The following is a 16744-nucleotide window of genomic DNA, read 5'->3' as shown; positions in this document are numbered from 1 at the left end:
ATAATGAACCTTCCGTTTAATTTAAGCGCTTTCTTATCGGGAAAAATAAGAAAAAAAGGCCTGCAGGATCACAGGCCTGGTTCTATAGGAAGTTACACATTTGCCGGTTTAAACGTTTTACAGTCGGTTTCTTCACTGTTCGAAGCTTTTGTTCCCTTATGACTCACGACGAAAATTTCATCAGCGCCACAGGCAGAGCCATTTTTGTTGTAGACACAGTTTTTAACCTCACAACGGACATCAAGTGCCATTACCTACACCTCCTATAGACTTTAGTTTTCACAAAAGCCTGCCCTTTATCCTGTAACCATCGACTCTATGCGGAATTTCCTACTCAATGTTCCGTTGGTTTTGTGATAAAATAATAAACGTGACTGTGAAGAGTGAGAAACGCACTATACCGGTGTCCGTGTCATAAACTGTTACAAACAAGCCGGTCTAACCTACATGGAATGTACGAAACTGCTTAGAGGAAACCAAAAAATAGGACGGATGTTTATGGAAAAAAAACAAATGATTTATAATAAACTGTTGAACCTTGTCAAAGAGGAAAACGTAAAGGTGGATGAACCTTTAAAAGATCACCTTTATACAAAACTGGGCGGAAACGCGGACTTCTTTATCACGCCGACGTCTTACGAAGAAATTCAAAATGTCGTCAAGCTGTCCAATGAGGATGAAATCCCGTTTACGCTGCTGGGGAACGGCTCCAACCTCATTATTAAAGATGGCGGAATCCGTGGAATAGTCATTAATTTAAAGCATTTGAATGCTATCCATGCCGATGAAGAAATGGTGACAGCCCAAAGTGGAGCCCGAATCATTGACGCCTCCCGCTTTGCTCTTGAAAAACATTTAGCCGGTCTTGAGTTTGCCTGCGGTATTCCCGGCACCGTAGGAGGCGCATTGTACATGAATGCTGGAGCCTATGGCGGAGAAATCAAAGATGTTCTTGATCATGCGTATGTCGTCGACAAGGAAGGCAGACTCGTAAAACGCATGGCTTCCGAGCTCGACCTTGATTACCGTACCAGTAATATCCCTGATCGGGGCGACATTGTTGTGGAGGCGTGTTTCCGCCTGACCCCTGGCACCCGTGAAGAGATTAAAGAAATGATGGATGACCTGACGTTTAAAAGAGAATCCAAACAGCCGCTTGAATATCCATCCTGCGGCAGTGTATTCAAACGACCGCCTGGTTATTTCGCAGGGAAACTGATTCAAGACAGCAACCTTCAGGGAACGAACATCGGTGGAGCGGAAGTTTCCACGAAACACGCCGGATTTATCGTGAACAAGGATAATGCCTCGACTACTGACTACATCTCGCTGATCGAGCATGTGCAGAAAACTGTTAAGGAGAAGTTTGGTGTAGACCTTGAGCGTGAGGTCCGTATCATCGGTGAAGATAAAGAATAACAAAAAGGCTGCGCATTCAACGGCGCAGCCTTTTTCGTTTTTCTTTTACGGTGTTCTTCACTGGAAACTGGATTTTTTTACACGTGAAGAGGCATGGGACACCGTTGATTCCACGATGAGCGTTCGATGATGACGCCTGCGGGAAGAGCGCGAGCCGAAGATCCACTTGGTCAAATGATCTTATTGACCACGTCAGCTGAGGCCGCGCCCGCGGCAGGCATCCATCGACAAGCGAATCGGGAGAATTAAAAACCCCCTTTAGCCATTTCTCTTGATAGGAAGGCGTTTTTCGATGGCCTTCAGAACCCGTGCAGGCTTTCTGTTACTTCAATTCAGCTACAATCTTGCCTTTCACATGCCGTTCAGATAGACGAATGAGAGCATCAGGTACGTCTTTAAGCGCAATCGTTTCCTCCACAAGCGGAGAGACGTTCCCTTCCTTCACCAATTTCAGCAGATCATCTCCGATAACGGCAAGATCTTTCTGGGACTGGAAATCTGCTCTATGAGCGGCCGCCAGAGCAATTTCATGATAAGAGACGACCGTTGTGAAGGGTTGGACCTTTTTAAAATCAGGAGCTCCCGCGATGTATACCAAGTGCCCCATAAACGCGGTATAATCGAGAGAGGCGGTTGCATTTTCGCTGCTCACCGCATCGACGACAGCATCAACCCCTCGACCATCTGTAATCTCCATCACTTTTTCATACACGTCTTCATTGCGGTAATCGATCGCATAGTCCGCTCCAAGGGACAAAACATAATCGTGGTTGGAAGAAGAAGCTGTCGTTAAGACCGTTTTCCCGGCTGCTTTAGCCAGCTGGATTCCAAATCCGCCTACCCCGCCGGCACCGGCGTGAATAAGGATGGTCTGAACCTGATCCAGCGGAAGCTTACGGTGAATCGCTTGATAGGCTGTATATCCCGCCGTAGGAAGAGCCGCCGCTTCGGTAAAGCTTACTTCGTCAGGGATTTTTGATGCTGTATGAGCCGGAATGACTGCATATTCTGCAAATCCACCTTTCTTAGTTAAGTCCCCGTGGTAAACGACACGATCTCCTAACTTAAACGAAGAGACATCCGAAGCGGTTTCTGTAACAACCCCGGCTACATCAAGACCAAGGATATGAGGGTACTCCCAGCTGGGATTCCCATTACCTGCAGTTTTGTAATCCACAGGATTCAATCCTGCCGCATGGACTTCAACGACAATTTCCCCGTTTCCTGCGGTTGGTTTTTCAATCTCTTCTACCTGCATTTCCCGCCAATCACGCTTTTCATGTAAAAGCAGTGCTTTCATGATATCCTTCTCCTTTTTTATCCAAATCTTTATTGTCCATATTAATAAGAGAAAACTCCTGTGACAAGAAGGTACTTTTTAGTAACATACTTACCACTTAGTAACTATGTAAAACCGGACAACAAAAAAAGACAGTCTTATCGACTGTCTTCTGTTCAGGACATCCACTTCGGAGGTGTGTTCTTCTCCCAGTATATCTCCCCAATCTCATGGTGTTTCGCATAGGCATCTTCTTTTAAATGGTAATGGAAATTAAACCAGTACCCTTCCCCGGGACGTTTATCTCTCCGCACATGGAAGCGGGCGATTTCTTCATCGGTATGTCCATTATATAAGTTGAACATTCTCTCCCCATAGCCAGGGGCAGGATCTTCTGTGATTTTCATGTAGGGAACGTGCTCTTCATCCGTGTTGGATAAGAGATCGACCATGACTTTTTCCATTTCAGGAAAAATCACTTCCGACAACTCATCGTCCACTTTTTCCATAATTCTCGGACCCATTTTGGCTTCTGTACGGGCAAAAGCTTCCTCCGTTATGGAACGGAAGGGATCTTCATCCCTGTCTTCTGTGAGAACGTCCGGAAGCATCTGCTGGTCATCCTCCACTACTGATGGTTCATTCAGGTGGCCGGCGTCAGTGATTTCCTTCTTTTCAGCGGCTTCTGTATCAACATGGGCCGGCGGGATGTACAGACCGAGCGTTAATACAGAAATAAGTACGACAAATATCCTTCTCATGAGTGGCTTCATTCCGACGGTCTCCCTTTTTTTTATTCTTCCTTTAATTGTATCACGATTTCGTTAAGAATCCACGTCCGCCTGCCTCACGTAATAAAAAAGTAATGAGGAAAGATAGAAGCCACCCCCGTGTTTCATTCCATCTTTTGAAATACATGAGGAGGAAAGATCCGGGCATCCTTAAGGTGTAGGACGCTTAGAGGAGGAATAAGGATGAAACAGAATCAACCCATGAATCAACCACAAGGTGCACAGATGCCCCCGACTCAAATGAATCCGAATCACGGGGGGCATGAACTTTTCGATGCGCATGAGGTCATTGCAAGCCTCATCAATATGCTGGATCAGTATCAAATGTACAGTCAGCACATCCAGGATCCTGAGCTTCAATCCATTCAACAGCGCCAACACGCTTTTGTCACGCAGATGTATAATACAATTGTCCAGAGTTTCAGCAGTGGACAGGACCCTGCACAGGCGACGCAGCAGTATAAAATGCAGCAGAGCAATGAAGTCGTTTACGGTGTGAAGCCCGGACAGCCTAAAAAACCGAACCAATCCGTCAGCGAACTGGCCGACAAAGGTTTGTCTGCCTATATGCTGGGACAGACAAAGGGGCTTGCTACGCTTCTGTCGATGACCGCTCTTGAAATGACCAACCCTGTCCTGCGCCGCGTTATTGCAGACAGTGTCCCGAACTTTATTGAGATGAGCTACGAGATCTTCCTTTACCAAAATAAACACGGGTATTACCAGGTGCCTCAGCTTCAGCAGCAGGATATGAATCTGATGCTGCAAAGCTACACAACGGTACCAAATGGCAATACTCCTCATTAACAAAAAAGGGCAGGCGGCCGTTGCGGTCATCTGTCCTTTTTTTATCAATGATGAGTTTCCCTGAATCCATTAATCTGCATGCAATATCCTTCCTTATTCTTCATATTTATGTAGTATAGAGACAAGCATTACATACAAGGAGGCGCTTATGCTTTTCAGTTATATTTTACTCGGCCTGTCGTTATCCGCCCCCGTCGGTCCAATCAATGCAGCGCAGTTAGATAAAGGGATCCGCTACGGCTTCTTTCATGCCTGGCTTGTCGGGGTGGGGGCTATGGCTGCGGACGGACTGTTCATGCTGCTCATTTATTTTGGTCTGGCTGACTACATACAAATCCCGCTCATCAAAACCTTTTTATGGTCATTCGGTGCTTTCGTTCTGATATACACAGGTGTCGAAAGCATCGCCCGGGCGGGCAATGTGGAAACTCAAAGATCGGATTCTTCCAAAGGCTCCAAAGGGAAATCGTTTCGGACCGGCTTTTTTATGGCTTTATCCAATCCGCTGAATATTTTATTCTGGATCGGCATTTACGGATCCATTCTTGGAGAAATCTCTTCACAGTATGAGCAGGCCCAGCTTCTTCTTTACAGCGGGGGCATCTTTATCGGCATTATGATCTGGGACATTACAATGGCGGGCGCTGCCTCAGGAGCCAGAAAGTGGCTGACGGGACGCCTCCTCTCTTCCATTTCTATTTTGTCAGGAATCATTTTAATCGGTTTCGGTCTCTACTTCGGTGTTCAGGCGGTTCGAATGATTATGGGTTAGACAGTCACCCAACCTCCCTTCCCTCCATAGGATATGGATGTAATTACAGGAGGGAGATCTTGATGCTACACACAAAAGAAGAGATAGAAAACCCGAAGACCTCACTGGAAAAGTGGCAGGAGCTTGCCTATACAGCTTTTGGAGACATGATGACGAGCAGAGAGCATGCCTATCCCTGCGTGCCTGGTATCCAGGGGTACACGAACGGGATGCTTCGTTTCGGTTTTCTGGAAGACCCCCGGTGTTCTTCCGCTCCCAAACAGCTGGCTGCACTTTTAAAAGAGTACGGTAAAGTTTCCAGAGAAGCCGGCAGGTATACGTCACTGGTTGTTTTCTGTGACACAGCTTCATTATTGAAAGACCCGCTCACCATCAAGGACTACGAGCAGCTATTCTGGTCCCTGCTTAATCAGACCCACGCTCTGGATGAAACGGACTGGCCCGGGGATATTTCCCAGGACCCCGAAGACCCTTCCTGGGAATTCTGCTTTGATGGAGAACCTTATTTCGCCTTTTGTGCCACACCCGCTCATATAAAAAGAAACAGCCGGAGTTTTCCTTCCATGCTGCTTGCTTTTCAACCCAGGTGGGTGTTTGAAGATATCAATGATTCGACGACCTACGGACGAAGGCTCAAAAACGTCATCCGAAAACGACTCGCTGACTACGATGACCTTCCCGTCCATCCATCCTTAAAATGGTACGGCCAGCAGGATAACCATGAATGGGAACAGTATTTTCTACGTGATGATGACTCCTCTTTACCTGAATGTCCATTTCTGGCTAAATCCAGGAGTCTACGCCCCTGACCCAGGGGCTTTTTTCATTTTCACCCATGTTGCAAGAGCAATGACTACTAAAAAAGCGAGACTCACGAAAAAGCCGATCCTTGTCATCGAATCAAGAAGCGTTCCACTGATGGCAAGACCTAAAAAGAGCAGTCCAGCGGTCACTAATAATCCATCCCTGAACCCTTTCCCCATGAGTTTACGATAGGAAAGCAGGATAAACGCCCAGTTATATAAAAGCATCAACCCCGCTGCTGTCGTGACATATTCGAACAGGCGGTCCGGCAGGAGAACAGCCAGGACAATGGACAATACAACGACAAAAATCGTGAGAAGGAAAGCCGGTTTGGATACCTTTCCTTCTTCTTTCTGACTGAAGAGGCCGGGCGCGTCTCCTCCCTCACTCAACGTCATCACCATTGTTGTGACCGCGTACAGCGAAGCAGCCATCGTTGAAAAGCCGGCGATGATCAGGACAGCATTGAAGATATGCGGCACCCAGGGAAGCGGATAGTCAGTAAGCGCAGTTAAGAACGGGCTTTCGTCGGTAGTTATTTTTTCAATAGATGTCAACGAGACGACAAAATAAAAAGCAGCCATATACAACAGCGTCAATACGATAAGCATCAACGTCCCTGATTTAGGGGCATCTTTTGGATCTTTCAACTCTCCTGCCATCAATCCCATCACTTCAATCCCCCCAAAGGCGTAAAACGCATAAAGCAGCGCTACCCACAAGCCTGACCATCCATTTTCAAAGAACCCCCGGAAAATACCTGTGGGATCGGAGGAACCACTCGAGCGGTCGATCACCCCTGTCAAAGCTAAAGCTGCAATGATAACAAACATAAGAATAGCCGATATTTTGATGATACCGAATACGTTTTCCATCTGCTCTACTTTGCGGACACCAAGCCAGAGAACAAGGAGACCTAAAAGAGCGAAAATAAGAGCAAACACCCATAATGGAAGCTTCGGAAACCAGAATTGAGCAAAAATGGCCAGCGCCGTAAGCTGACTGCCCATAATTAACATTTCACACGTCCAGTACACCCACCCGTTGCTGAACCCCGCCCACGCTCCGAAAGCCTGCTTGGCATACGTACGAAATGATCCTTTTTCCGGATGTGCGGCTGTTAATGCAGCAAGGCAGCGAAAGACAATATATGTCCCTGTACCGGCGGCAAGGTAAACGAAGATAACCGCTGGTCCTGCTTTGGTAATGGCTATGCTCGATCCTAGAAAAAAGCCGGTTCCAATGATGCATCCAATTCCTATAAACGACATCTGCCACCACGTTAGTGTTCCCTGGGAATTTTCCTTTTTCACAGCCGCTTTCCCTCCTTCTTGTCTAGTTTGATGTGAAGCGGCAGTTTTATGTAAATCGTTCCTGGAATGTATTTCATCGTTTCGGAAAACGTAAAGGGGAATGAACGAGGAAGGAACGTGACTTGGATGCTTATACACCCTTATTGTTGTAATGAATATGATGAATTGAAAAAAGTGATTATGTGTTCTCCCTCCACCTCTGCAATTCCCAATCAGGCAGCTGCCGATGATGTTCAATGGGAAAAGCCTGTGAACCCTGAGAAAACAGCTGCAGCTTTTCAGGAAATGACAGATGCCATGGCTGAAGAAGGCGTAGAGGTCATTGATTATGCCAGCCACCTGCCCGATCATACCCAGTCTTTTCACTCCCGATTGATCAACCGCGTCTTCGTCCGGGACCTCGCCTGTGTTATCGGCACGCTCGTGGTTCCTGGTGAAGCCGGCATATCCATGAGAAGGCCCGAATACCTCCATGCCCACACCCTTTTTAGAGACTGGTTTCCGAAAGACCGTTTTTCCATTCAGGCCAACAACCCGGTCAATGCGCTGGAATTCGGTGATGTCCTCGTTCTCCGTAAAGATGCCGTGTTCATCAACACCGGCCTTCGAACCAGCTTTGAAAGTGTCCAGAAGCTGCTTCCACAGCTTTGGGAAGAAGGAGTTACAGAAGTCGGGGTGATCGATCTTCCCAGACGCGGGGATACGATGCACATGGATATGAACTGCAATGTGGCAGCACCTGATCTGCTTATTGCGAAAAGTTATATGAAGTATTTTCCAGTTCAAGTTTTCACAGCCAAAGAGAGCACATATATGATGATGGACGATTTCATTACCCGTCATGGATACGATATTTTCTGGACAGATGAGATCCATCACACCGTTGCCGATATTAACTTCCTGAATGTAAACCCTGAAACCCTCCTGGTGAGCACGAAAGCCCATAAAAAAGTCCTTCACCATGAGAAATTAAAGAAGAAAAACATCATCCGCGTCGATGTGGATGAGCTGGAAAATGGCGGAGGCGGCATCCGCTGCATGACCCTCCCGGTAGAACGAAGGTGACGGCTCCACCTAAAAAAAAGACTCCACGGAAACCGTGGAGTCTTACAGCTTGTAGAGAAGCCCCTGTTTCTCTACAAGCTTTTCTCTTTCTTACCACCAGGAGCGTAAGCCCCTTCCCTTTCCGCGGACGAGCGCCCGAGCTTCCTCACAAAACCCACGCTCGGCGATCTCGGCCCACTCGTTCTTCCGCAGGAGTGGGAGGGGCACCGCTCTTTGGGAATTCTTTAAAATCGAAAAAGCCCCTCCTTCACCCAGCTCACCCTTGCTAGATGGAGGGTAATCTTTTTCATATTCCCGCAGGCAGCCTTCATCAGCGCAGCCAAGGCCGTTCTTTTGAATCTGCGAACCTGACCAGGGCACACTCTCTCTTCTATATATTCCAACGTCGGCACGAGGAGCGTTTGGTGGTGATGCCTGCGGGAACAGCACGGGCCGAAGATCCACTTGGGCAGGCGGTCTTCCTGACCAAGTTAGCTGAGGGCGTGCCCGCGGCATTCATCCACCAATAAGCGGAGAGTGACCCTTCACCCGACAAATGGACAACTCTAATTGGTTATCTCAGGCTTTTTCTACAGCCCAAAAGACTCCACGGAAACCGTGGAGTCTTACTTGATTATGATGCTTTTTTCTTTTTACCAACCTTACTGAGCATTTCGTAAACCACCGGTACAATCAGCAGCGTCAGCAATGTGGAGCTTGCAAGACCGCCGATCACGGTAATTCCGAGTCCTTTACTGATGATGGATCCGCCTTCAAAGCCGAGGGCTAATGGAAGCAGTGCTCCAATTGTTGCCAGAGCTGTCATCAATATCGGACGAATACGCGTCATTCCCGCATCAAGCAGTGCTTCACGCGTAGAGAATCCTTCTTTTTCTCTTTGAATCACGCGGTCGATCAGTACAATCCCGTTCGTTACTACAATACCAATGAGCATCAAGGCTCCGATCATAGCCGAGATACTTAACGTTTCTCCGCCAATCAATAAGCCGACGACAGCACCGATAATGGTAAATGGAAGAGAGAACAGAATCGCAAATGGTGCGAGCGCACCTTCAAAGAAGATGACCAGTACCACATACACGATGGCAATAGCTGCCAGCATCGCTAATCCAAGCTGACTGAAGGATTCATTAATATCCTCGGTTACGCCACCGATGGAAAGGTCAATGGAGGCCGGATGGTCAATCTTATCCAGCTCTTCCTGAACGCTTTGTGATACAGATCCAATGTCATCTGTAGTCGTCTTGGCACTGACACTTGCATACACCTGACCGTTCCGGCGGCTGATCGTATCTTCAGTTGTACCTTCTTCGACTTCTACAACTTCACTGATCGGTACAGCTGTACCTAGTGGTGATTCAATTTCTTTACCAGTTAAATCATCAATATTGTTGTAATTATCTTTTTCGACTTCCAGGTAAACCTGAAGGTCTTCTCCATCTTCCTGGATGGTGGTGATTTCTGTCCGTTCCCCATTGGAACTGAGCTCCATCCCCAGTTGACCAGCGGTTAATCCGAGCTGGCTCATTTTTTCCTGGTCGGCCACGAGTGTGTATTCCTCATAAGACTCAGAAAGGGAGGAAGAAGCGTCCTTCAACTCATCCTCTTCTTCCAGAAGTGTCTGGACTTCTTCTACATAAGGCTTAATTTCATCGGTATTGTCACCGAATACTTGAACTTCTATTTCATTGCTTGAACCTGTAGAGGAGAAGTTCTGGCTGGCCCATTCCCCATCATCCGACATGGCTTTCAAATCTTCGAGAACCTGTTCTTTTTCTGATTCGAAGTTTTCTGTTTCGCTGTCATATTCAACGAAGAAAGCCGCCTGATTGGACGCCCCCGGATTCATCGGGTTTTCTCCACCTACAGAATATTGAATGGTCTGCACATTGTCCCGGCCGTCAAAGTATTCATAGGCTTCAGAGGCGATTTCTTCAACATCCTCAATCGTCTGGCCCGGTGCCGGACTGTATGTCGGCATGACCATCTTCTGCTCTTCTGAAGGAAGGAAACTCACCCCTACAAGAGGAACTAATGCAATACTTCCTGCAAGAACAGCTACTGCTACGATGGAAGTAATGATCTTATGGTTTAACACACTGTTTAATACAGAGCGGTACCATTTCGCAATTTTACCAGGGCCTTCCTGGTGTCCCTTTTGAGCTCTTTCCTTCGTAAGAAGGGAATGAGACATCATCGGCACAATTGTAACGGCCACGACAAGGGAAGCCAGAAGTGCAAAGACGACCGTTAGTGCGAATGGCAGGAATACCTGGCCGACGACACCTTCAACCAACCCTAATGGAAGGAAAACCGCAATAGTTACGATGGTTGAAGAAAGGATCGGCATAAACATTTCTTTGGTCGCGGCCCGGACAAGGGCTTTCCCTTCCAGTTCCTCATCTTTAAGAGCCATCCGCCTGTATATATTCTCAACGACAACGATTGAATCATCGACTACCCGTCCGATGGCTACTGTCATGGCCCCGAGGGTCATAATGTTCAAGGTAATGCCCATCTGATTCAAAATAAGGATTGCAATCAGAAGCGATAATGGTATGGAAACCACGGAAATCAATGTTGTCCTAAAGTTACGAAGGAACAACAGAATAACAAGAATCGCAAATAATCCACCGAACAACGCTTTATTCAGCATCGTACTTACAGATTCTTCGATCGGCTCTCCCTGGTCAAAGGAGTAGATGAATTCAAGACCATCTATATCACTTTCAAGATCTGAAGTTGTTTCCTTCACAAGGTTCACCACGTCCACAGTGTTGGCTTCTTGTGATTTTATAATTTGAATGGAGATGGATTCTTCTCCATTGGTTCTTGAAATCGATTCCGTCTGTCCGACAATTTCAAGATCTGCAATGTCCTGAAGCTGAACAGTTGGAATCTCCTGAGCCTGCTGTGCCTGGGCATCAGCTGCTCCCTGCTGGGCTGCCGCTGCATCGCTCTGCTGGCCTGCGCCTGGCGCCTGCTGCTGACTTTGAGCAGCGGACTGATCACCCTGCGATGGAACGGCAGGAATTTCAAGTTGTTTTAAATCTTCAAGTGAAGATACATCGCCGTCAATCATGACCGACTTCTGTGTATCGTCAAAAGTGTAAAGTCCAAGAGGGAAAGTCACATTCGACCCCTGTATGATATTCTTTACCGTTTGTTGATCCATGCCTCTTTCAGCCAGTGCTTCCTCATCAAAGGACATCTGCACTTCCTGGACCTGCTGACCGGATATCTGAACATCCGCCACACCTTCCAGACCTTCCAGCTCTGGTTTGATCGAATCTTCAACCTCAGCAGTCAGTTCTTCAAGGCCCTGTCCTTCGCTGATAACGCTCATGCTTAAGACAGGAAAAGCGTTAAAGTTGATCCGGGATACATCGGGTTCCTGAACATCATCAGGAAGTGTAACGGAATCCACCGCTTCCTGCAGTTCGTCCTCAGCTTCATCTAAATCCTTGCTGTATCCGTATTCCATCTGGATATTTGAAGCGTTCTGGAAAGAACTCGAACTTACCGTTTTTACTCCACTTAAGTTTTGAACCTGCTGTTCTATAGGTTCTGAAACTTCCCCTGCTACTTCTGCTGGAGTTGCTCCGGGGTAAACCGTTGTAACGGTTATAATCGGCGGGTCAATATCAGGAATGGTTTCCAATTTCATATTCAATCCTGAATAGAGCCCTGCTGCTGTTATAATAATAGTCATTAACCAGACAGCAAACTTGTTATTCATTGAAAAATCAATGATCTTTTTCATTCTTTATATTCTCTCCCCTCTGATTGACTAATCGGTCATCACGCTCTACAATATACATGACCGGTTAGTCACCAGTCAAGCGTTATACTAGTTGAAAGGTGTTATCTATATGGATCAGAAAAAACTCAACATTATCGAGACATCTATAAAATTATTTGCCAAAAAAGGGTTCAGCTCCACATCCGTCCAGGAAATTGCGAAAGCTGCCAATATTTCCAAAGGAGCGTTTTACCTTCATTTTGATACGAAAGACGATCTTCTTTACGAGTTGTTCGAACATTACTGGAGACGGATGCAGAAGAGAATCAATGAAGTGTCTTCCACACCGATGACGCCAAAGGAAAAATTCATCCATCAATTGAAAGTGTCCATGGAGGAAGTGGCAGACCATCGGGAATTTATCATTATGCAGATCCGGGAGCAGGTCATTCCGTTCAATGACATGATCGAAAATTTAATCAGGCGGATGCGGTATCATTCCGTCATGTTCTACCGTAATCATATCCTTGCGATATATGGATCAGAGGCGGAACCGTTCGCCTGGGAAGCGAGCCTGACCGTTCAGAGCTTGTTTAAAACCTATATAGATTTAATGATTATGGATAATATGGAATTCAGTCTGTTGAAAGTCGCCGAGTCGATCGCAAACAAAATGGATGCTGTCATGGAGGGGTATAAAAGCGGTCATGACTGCCCTGTCATTACAAACGAAGTGATCAGCCGGGTGATTCCGGAAAATTTCCAGCTGAACCAGATGAAAGACATCATGACCCAGCTTCAAGAGATCTATGACCAGGAAAATGACGTGGATTTAAAGGATACCGCCGACCTTTTACTTCAGGAATTAACATCCAAAGCTCCGAGACCAGCGGTTATTAAAGGAATGGTGTTTAACTTGGAAAGGTACGATGAGTATATTGATCTTTCCTCCCAGATCCGTGCCCATTATATGTAAAAACAAGCCGCCGGTAAAAGCGGCTTGTTTTTTTAGTGAAAGACCTTCCTCCATTTTGTGAAGTCCAGATCAAGGAATGGTTTCAGCTCTTTTTTCTTTTTTGACGTAAACTGGATATTCACCCCCTGACTTCTAAGCCGTTGGATAAATGTTTCTCGTTCTTTCCTTCCTGTGTACGCGTCCATCTTTTCACCTCACCTCATTTATTGGCTGAACGTGTCACGCTTCCAGCAGATCCACTTCTTTTTTTAATACGCCCATCTTAGCGTCAAGGGCGTGAACGGTTTCTGCTGCCTTTAACAGCTCCCCGGCCATGTGATCGGGAACCCTTTTTTCATATTTGTAGTACAACTTATGCTCGATACCTGCCCAGAAGTCCATAGCCACCGTCCGGATTTGGACCTCTACTTTGACCATCTCTGTTCGATTGGACAAAAACACAGGGATTTCAAGGATTAGATGGAGACTCTTGTAGCCATTCGGTTTCGGTTTTTTGATGTAGTCCTTCACTTCAATCACCCGGATGTCATCCTGTTGGTTAAGCATGTCATAAATTTTATAGATATCAGAAACGAAGGAGCTGATGATCCGGATCCCCGCAATATCCTGAACATATTGCCGGGCATTTTCCTTTGTAGCCGCACAGCCTTTTCTCTTTAACTTTTCTGTGATTCCTGCAGGATCTTTCACTCTCGATTTTAAATGTTCAATTGGGTTGTGGTTATACATGTATTTAAACTCTTCGTTAAGAATTTTCAGCTTCGTATTGATTTCATCCAGCCCGAATTTGTACAAAATCAAAAGATCTTTCCATTCTTCCAGTTCCAGCTTTGTCATTTCTGTAACGGCTTCTTTATTCATTCTTCTCCCCATTTCCTTTCCGCTTCCAGAAACTCTGCAAACACTTTAACGGATTGGTTCGGATTTTCTTCCAGTTCTGTTTTGAACCGGTTGAGCCGGATCGGATTCATCTCTGCCGCCTTGTCCATCCGCTCTTTCATATACGTGACCATAAGCTCCTGCACTTCTTTCAGAAGAACCTTGACTTCCTTCTGAAGGGCCAGAGCTACAGCCCCTGCGGCACTAAACAAAAGGACGGGTACCACGGGCATCGTTTCTGAAAAAAAGACAAGACTGACAATATTGAAAACAGCCATCGGCAGCATAAATAAAGATAGGAGCGAATATCTCCGCATTTTCTTCGTTTTTGGTCCTGTTATTTTTTCCATCTGCTCAAATTCCTCAGCCATATAAGACGGCATGGACACTTTCATAGTTTGCAAGTTCATAAGATCCTCTCCTTAAAGAAATAAAAAAACGACCTGTACAGGATACAGGTCGTTTAAGACAAAGGGGGACCTGTACCGTAGTGGTAAGGTCTTGCTAACAGCTTCTGCTGCCGGTAAGGCCGAGAGACAAGTCTCTGTAATGACGACAGTACCGTAAAAGCTACTCCCCTTAGAAGGACGTTATTTGATTCTGACTCTATCATACACATAAATGACCAGGTAGTCAACAGGTACATATAAAAGACCTGCTGATGCAGGTCGTGACTATTCGGTCATTCCGCTATTTATAAAGGCTGCATAATCATACAAAAACAGAGATTGCATAACAATCAAACGATCATCCTCTTACGAAATCGCTGTTTTAGGATCAGTGATCATCATTACCATTGAATGAAGCGCCCGGACCTCCCTCTTCATCCCGTAGTGGCTGCAGGAAAAGCAGGAGCTGAAACAACTGATAATTCGGCATAAAAAAACCACCAATATATGTATTGGTGGAGACGGTGGGAGTCGAACCCACGTCCGGAGATATCGGCACCCGGGCTTCTACGAGCGTAGTTGATATATTGTTATTCACTGTCTCTTCAGCCTACCAACAGGCTTCCAAGCAGCTAGCCTGTTTAGTCTCTTCGTTTTTCCTCAGGCGGTGGAAAAACGCGTAGCCCACTTCAGTTTGAGACCCTTCATCCAGCACATGGGCGATGCCGGGAAGGATCAGCTATAGACTACTTACGCAGCTACAGCTAGGTTTTCGTTAGATTCGCCAGTTATATTTAGGCAAATGACGGTTTACGAGACGTCGCTCGACTCGCGACCCGGGCTCGACCTATCCCCGTCGAATCCGTAACGTCCCCGTTAGGATTAAAGAGAACAGCCGAGCTGTCGTCTTGCTTGTCGAATTAACGACAATCATTATTATAGCATATTAAAATATTTTTTCAAGGGGTGAGCTTATTTTAAGCTTTCCTTGATCGCGCGGTCAATTTCACGCTTCTGCTGTTTCTGCTTGAGGTCTTCACGCTTATCATATTTCTTCTTCCCTTTACCAAGGCCGATTAAAACTTTAGCGACACCGTTTTTAATATAGACCTTTAAAGGTACAAGAGAATAGCCTTTCTGCTGTGTCTGACCAATCAACTGGTTGATTTCCTTGCGATGCAGCAGGAGCTTACGCGCCCGTGTAGGATCATGGTTGAAAATATTGCCCTGTTCATATGGAGAAATGTGCATGTTATGAAGATAGACTTCACCTTTATGAATACGGGCAAAGCTGTCCTTTAAGTTCAACCGACCGTTACGGATCGACTTGATTTCTGTCCCCTGCAGAACCACACCTGCTTCAAATGTTTCTTCTATCGTGTAGTCGTGGCGGGCTTTTTTATTCTGAGCCAGCGTCTTTCCATTTCCTCTAGGCATAGTGACTTCCTCCTCTATTACGTCCCTTTATTGTACCACGCAGCCTTCTCCGATTCCAACGGATAACCTATAGGTGGAAGCGGATGCCTCTCCATAGACTTCTTCATTCGAATTGTGAGAATATACAATTGGAAAAAGAAGAAGAAAGGGGCGGAATCAATGAATCAGGTGCTCCACGTCAAAACATTAACCATCGATGATTTAAGCAGCCTGGAGGCGATGGAAACAGGGATCGAGGACGATTATGTCGTCCGGATATTCAAGCGCCTTGTGACATCAAAAAGCCACCGTCTGTTCGGCTTATTTCAAGACGACCGGATGCTCTCTGTCGCCGGTTACAGTCTATTTGGAAAGAAACAGTTTGCTATGCTGGGAAGACTCCGGAGTGACCAGCGGTTCATCGGGAAAGGGCATGCCACCTACCTTCTCACCGCTGTTATAAATGATTTAAAGGCGTCCTCCCACATCCGCTGGCTGGGAGCGAATACGCACATTGGCAATCTTCCAGCAAGACGTGTCCTCGCAAAAATCGGGCTTGAACAAGGACCGGTAAGCCATTACCTCACCCTGAAAAGACCAGACTTTCTGACCGGACACACGAAAGGCCACGCGTGGACAGCAGTCAACACCCTCAGAGAGAAGAGGCACCTCCTGCAGTCACTGAAAACAAACGCGCTCGGTACCTTCCCTTATGAGTGTTATTATCCATTTCCTTATGATGACGCCTTTTTCACCAATGATTACTTGGAAGACTCCTCTTTTTATATCAGTCCCGATCATCAGCGGTTCGTCATCATTAAAAATGATACAAAAAAGCACGACTATTCTCATGTTAAGTACTTCTGGGATGACCACTATCATCAGCCTGGTTTTTTTGAAACGCTGCTCCATCACTGGGACCAAAACCCTGGAAATACAGGGTGTTGGATTGATTTTTCTCCCCGGGGCTTCAAGAACATTCCTGACCTGACCCCCTATGATGTGCAGGAGCCATGGATCCTGTATGGGCAGTGGGTAAAAACTTCAAACTAACGGTTGACAGGAAGCGTTTACAGTCTATAAAATCCATAA

The 16744-nt window shown here is 46.3% G+C and carries 16 protein-coding genes and 1 other RNA gene; 8 read left to right on the top strand and 9 right to left on the bottom strand.

Annotation, left to right across the window (positions count from 1 at the left end):
- Positions 1-92: 92 nt before the first annotated feature.
- Complete coding sequence (locus GLV97_RS11505; RefSeq protein WP_160838406.1) at positions 93-251, bottom strand: DUF1540 domain-containing protein; 159 nt, start codon at positions 249-251, stop codon at positions 93-95.
- A gap of 247 nt (positions 252-498) precedes the next feature.
- On the opposite strand from GLV97_RS11505, the gene murB reads away from it, so the two are divergent.
- Both murB and GLV97_RS20150 read left to right on the top strand, forming a co-directional pair.
- Positions 499-1419 (top strand): UDP-N-acetylmuramate dehydrogenase, encoded by a 921-nt coding sequence (gene murB, locus GLV97_RS11500; protein WP_160889713.1) that lies wholly within the window; start codon positions 499-501, stop codon positions 1417-1419.
- Between the two features lie 126 nt (positions 1420-1545).
- Positions 1546-1668 carry a hypothetical protein gene (locus GLV97_RS20150; RefSeq protein WP_272917344.1) on the top strand — a complete coding sequence of 41 codons (123 nt, stop codon included), beginning with the start codon at positions 1546-1548 and terminating at the stop codon, positions 1666-1668.
- Between the two features lie 73 nt (positions 1669-1741).
- Here GLV97_RS20150 and GLV97_RS11495 read toward each other — a convergent pair whose 3' ends face one another.
- A complete protein-coding gene (locus tag GLV97_RS11495; RefSeq protein WP_160889712.1) occupies positions 1742-2719 on the bottom strand; it encodes a zinc-binding dehydrogenase in 978 nt (325 codons plus the stop codon).
- A 155-nt stretch (positions 2720-2874) separates the two neighbouring features.
- Positions 2875-3471 (bottom strand): YpjP family protein, encoded by a 597-nt coding sequence (locus GLV97_RS11490; RefSeq protein WP_160889711.1) that lies wholly within the window; start codon positions 3469-3471, stop codon positions 2875-2877.
- Positions 3472-3672: 201 nt separating this feature from the next.
- On the opposite strand from GLV97_RS11490, the gene GLV97_RS11485 reads away from it, so the two are divergent.
- The 3 genes from GLV97_RS11485 (at position 3673) to GLV97_RS11475 (ending at position 5877) form a co-directional block, all read left to right on the top strand.
- Positions 3673-4296: a spore coat protein gene (locus tag GLV97_RS11485; protein ID WP_160842173.1), complete on the top strand. Its 624-nt coding sequence runs from the start codon at positions 3673-3675 to the stop codon at positions 4294-4296.
- A gap of 148 nt (positions 4297-4444) precedes the next feature.
- On the top strand, positions 4445-5068 hold the full coding sequence (locus GLV97_RS11480) for a LysE family transporter (RefSeq protein ID WP_160889710.1): 624 nt from the start codon (positions 4445-4447) through the stop codon (positions 5066-5068).
- Positions 5069-5130: 62 nt separating this feature from the next.
- Positions 5131-5877 (top strand): YqcI/YcgG family protein, encoded by a 747-nt coding sequence (locus GLV97_RS11475; RefSeq protein ID WP_160889709.1) that lies wholly within the window; start codon positions 5131-5133, stop codon positions 5875-5877.
- Here GLV97_RS11475 and GLV97_RS11470 read toward each other — a convergent pair.
- Complete coding sequence (locus GLV97_RS11470; protein WP_337194099.1) at positions 5866-7185, bottom strand: amino acid permease; 1320 nt, start codon at positions 7183-7185, stop codon at positions 5866-5868. The two genes, GLV97_RS11475 and GLV97_RS11470, sit on opposite strands and share 12 nt — an antisense overlap.
- Before the next feature lie 126 nt (positions 7186-7311).
- On the opposite strand from GLV97_RS11470, the gene GLV97_RS11465 reads away from it, so the two are divergent.
- Positions 7312-8250, top strand: a complete 939-nt coding sequence (locus tag GLV97_RS11465) for an arginine deiminase family protein (protein ID WP_160889749.1) — start codon at positions 7312-7314, stop codon at positions 8248-8250.
- A 613-nt stretch (positions 8251-8863) separates the two neighbouring features.
- Here the strand turns inward: GLV97_RS11465 and GLV97_RS11460 are convergent.
- Positions 8864-12013, bottom strand: a complete 3150-nt coding sequence (locus GLV97_RS11460; protein ID WP_160889708.1) for an efflux RND transporter permease subunit — start codon at positions 12011-12013, stop codon at positions 8864-8866.
- A gap of 109 nt (positions 12014-12122) precedes the next feature.
- On the opposite strand from GLV97_RS11460, the gene GLV97_RS11455 reads away from it, so the two are divergent.
- Positions 12123-12968, top strand: coding sequence for a TetR/AcrR family transcriptional regulator (locus GLV97_RS11455; protein ID WP_160838390.1), 846 nt, complete (start codon positions 12123-12125; stop codon positions 12966-12968).
- A gap of 219 nt (positions 12969-13187) precedes the next feature.
- On the opposite strand, the gene GLV97_RS11450 is transcribed toward GLV97_RS11455, so the two are convergent.
- The 4 genes from GLV97_RS11450 to smpB all read right to left on the bottom strand — a co-directional run bounded on the left by GLV97_RS11450 (position 13188) and on the right by smpB (position 15673).
- Positions 13188-13829 (bottom strand): GTP pyrophosphokinase, encoded by a 642-nt coding sequence (locus tag GLV97_RS11450; RefSeq protein ID WP_160838388.1) that lies wholly within the window; start codon positions 13827-13829, stop codon positions 13188-13190.
- Positions 13826-14257, bottom strand: coding sequence for a DUF5392 family protein (locus GLV97_RS11445; protein ID WP_160838386.1), 432 nt, complete (start codon positions 14255-14257; stop codon positions 13826-13828). Before GLV97_RS11445 ends, GLV97_RS11450 begins: the two co-directional genes overlap by 4 nt.
- Positions 14258-14749: 492 nt before the next feature.
- Positions 14750-15111, bottom strand: a transfer-messenger RNA (tmRNA) gene (ssrA, locus tag GLV97_RS11440).
- Positions 15112-15208: 97 nt separating this feature from the next.
- Positions 15209-15673 carry an SsrA-binding protein SmpB gene (gene smpB / locus GLV97_RS11435; RefSeq protein ID WP_027956362.1) on the bottom strand — a complete coding sequence of 155 codons (465 nt, stop codon included), beginning with the start codon at positions 15671-15673 and terminating at the stop codon, positions 15209-15211.
- A gap of 159 nt (positions 15674-15832) precedes the next feature.
- Between smpB and GLV97_RS11430 the strand changes: the two genes are divergently transcribed.
- On the top strand, positions 15833-16705 hold the full coding sequence (locus GLV97_RS11430; RefSeq protein ID WP_160838658.1) for a GNAT family N-acetyltransferase: 873 nt from the start codon (positions 15833-15835) through the stop codon (positions 16703-16705).
- Positions 16706-16744 lie beyond the last annotated feature (39 nt).

The organism is Halobacillus litoralis, from assembly GCF_009856355.1.
Taxonomy (GTDB): domain Bacteria; phylum Bacillota; class Bacilli; order Bacillales; family Halobacillaceae; genus Halobacillus; species Halobacillus litoralis_B.
The sequence above is the reverse complement of the archived record's forward strand: the minus strand, read 5'-3'. Positions and strand labels throughout refer to the sequence as shown.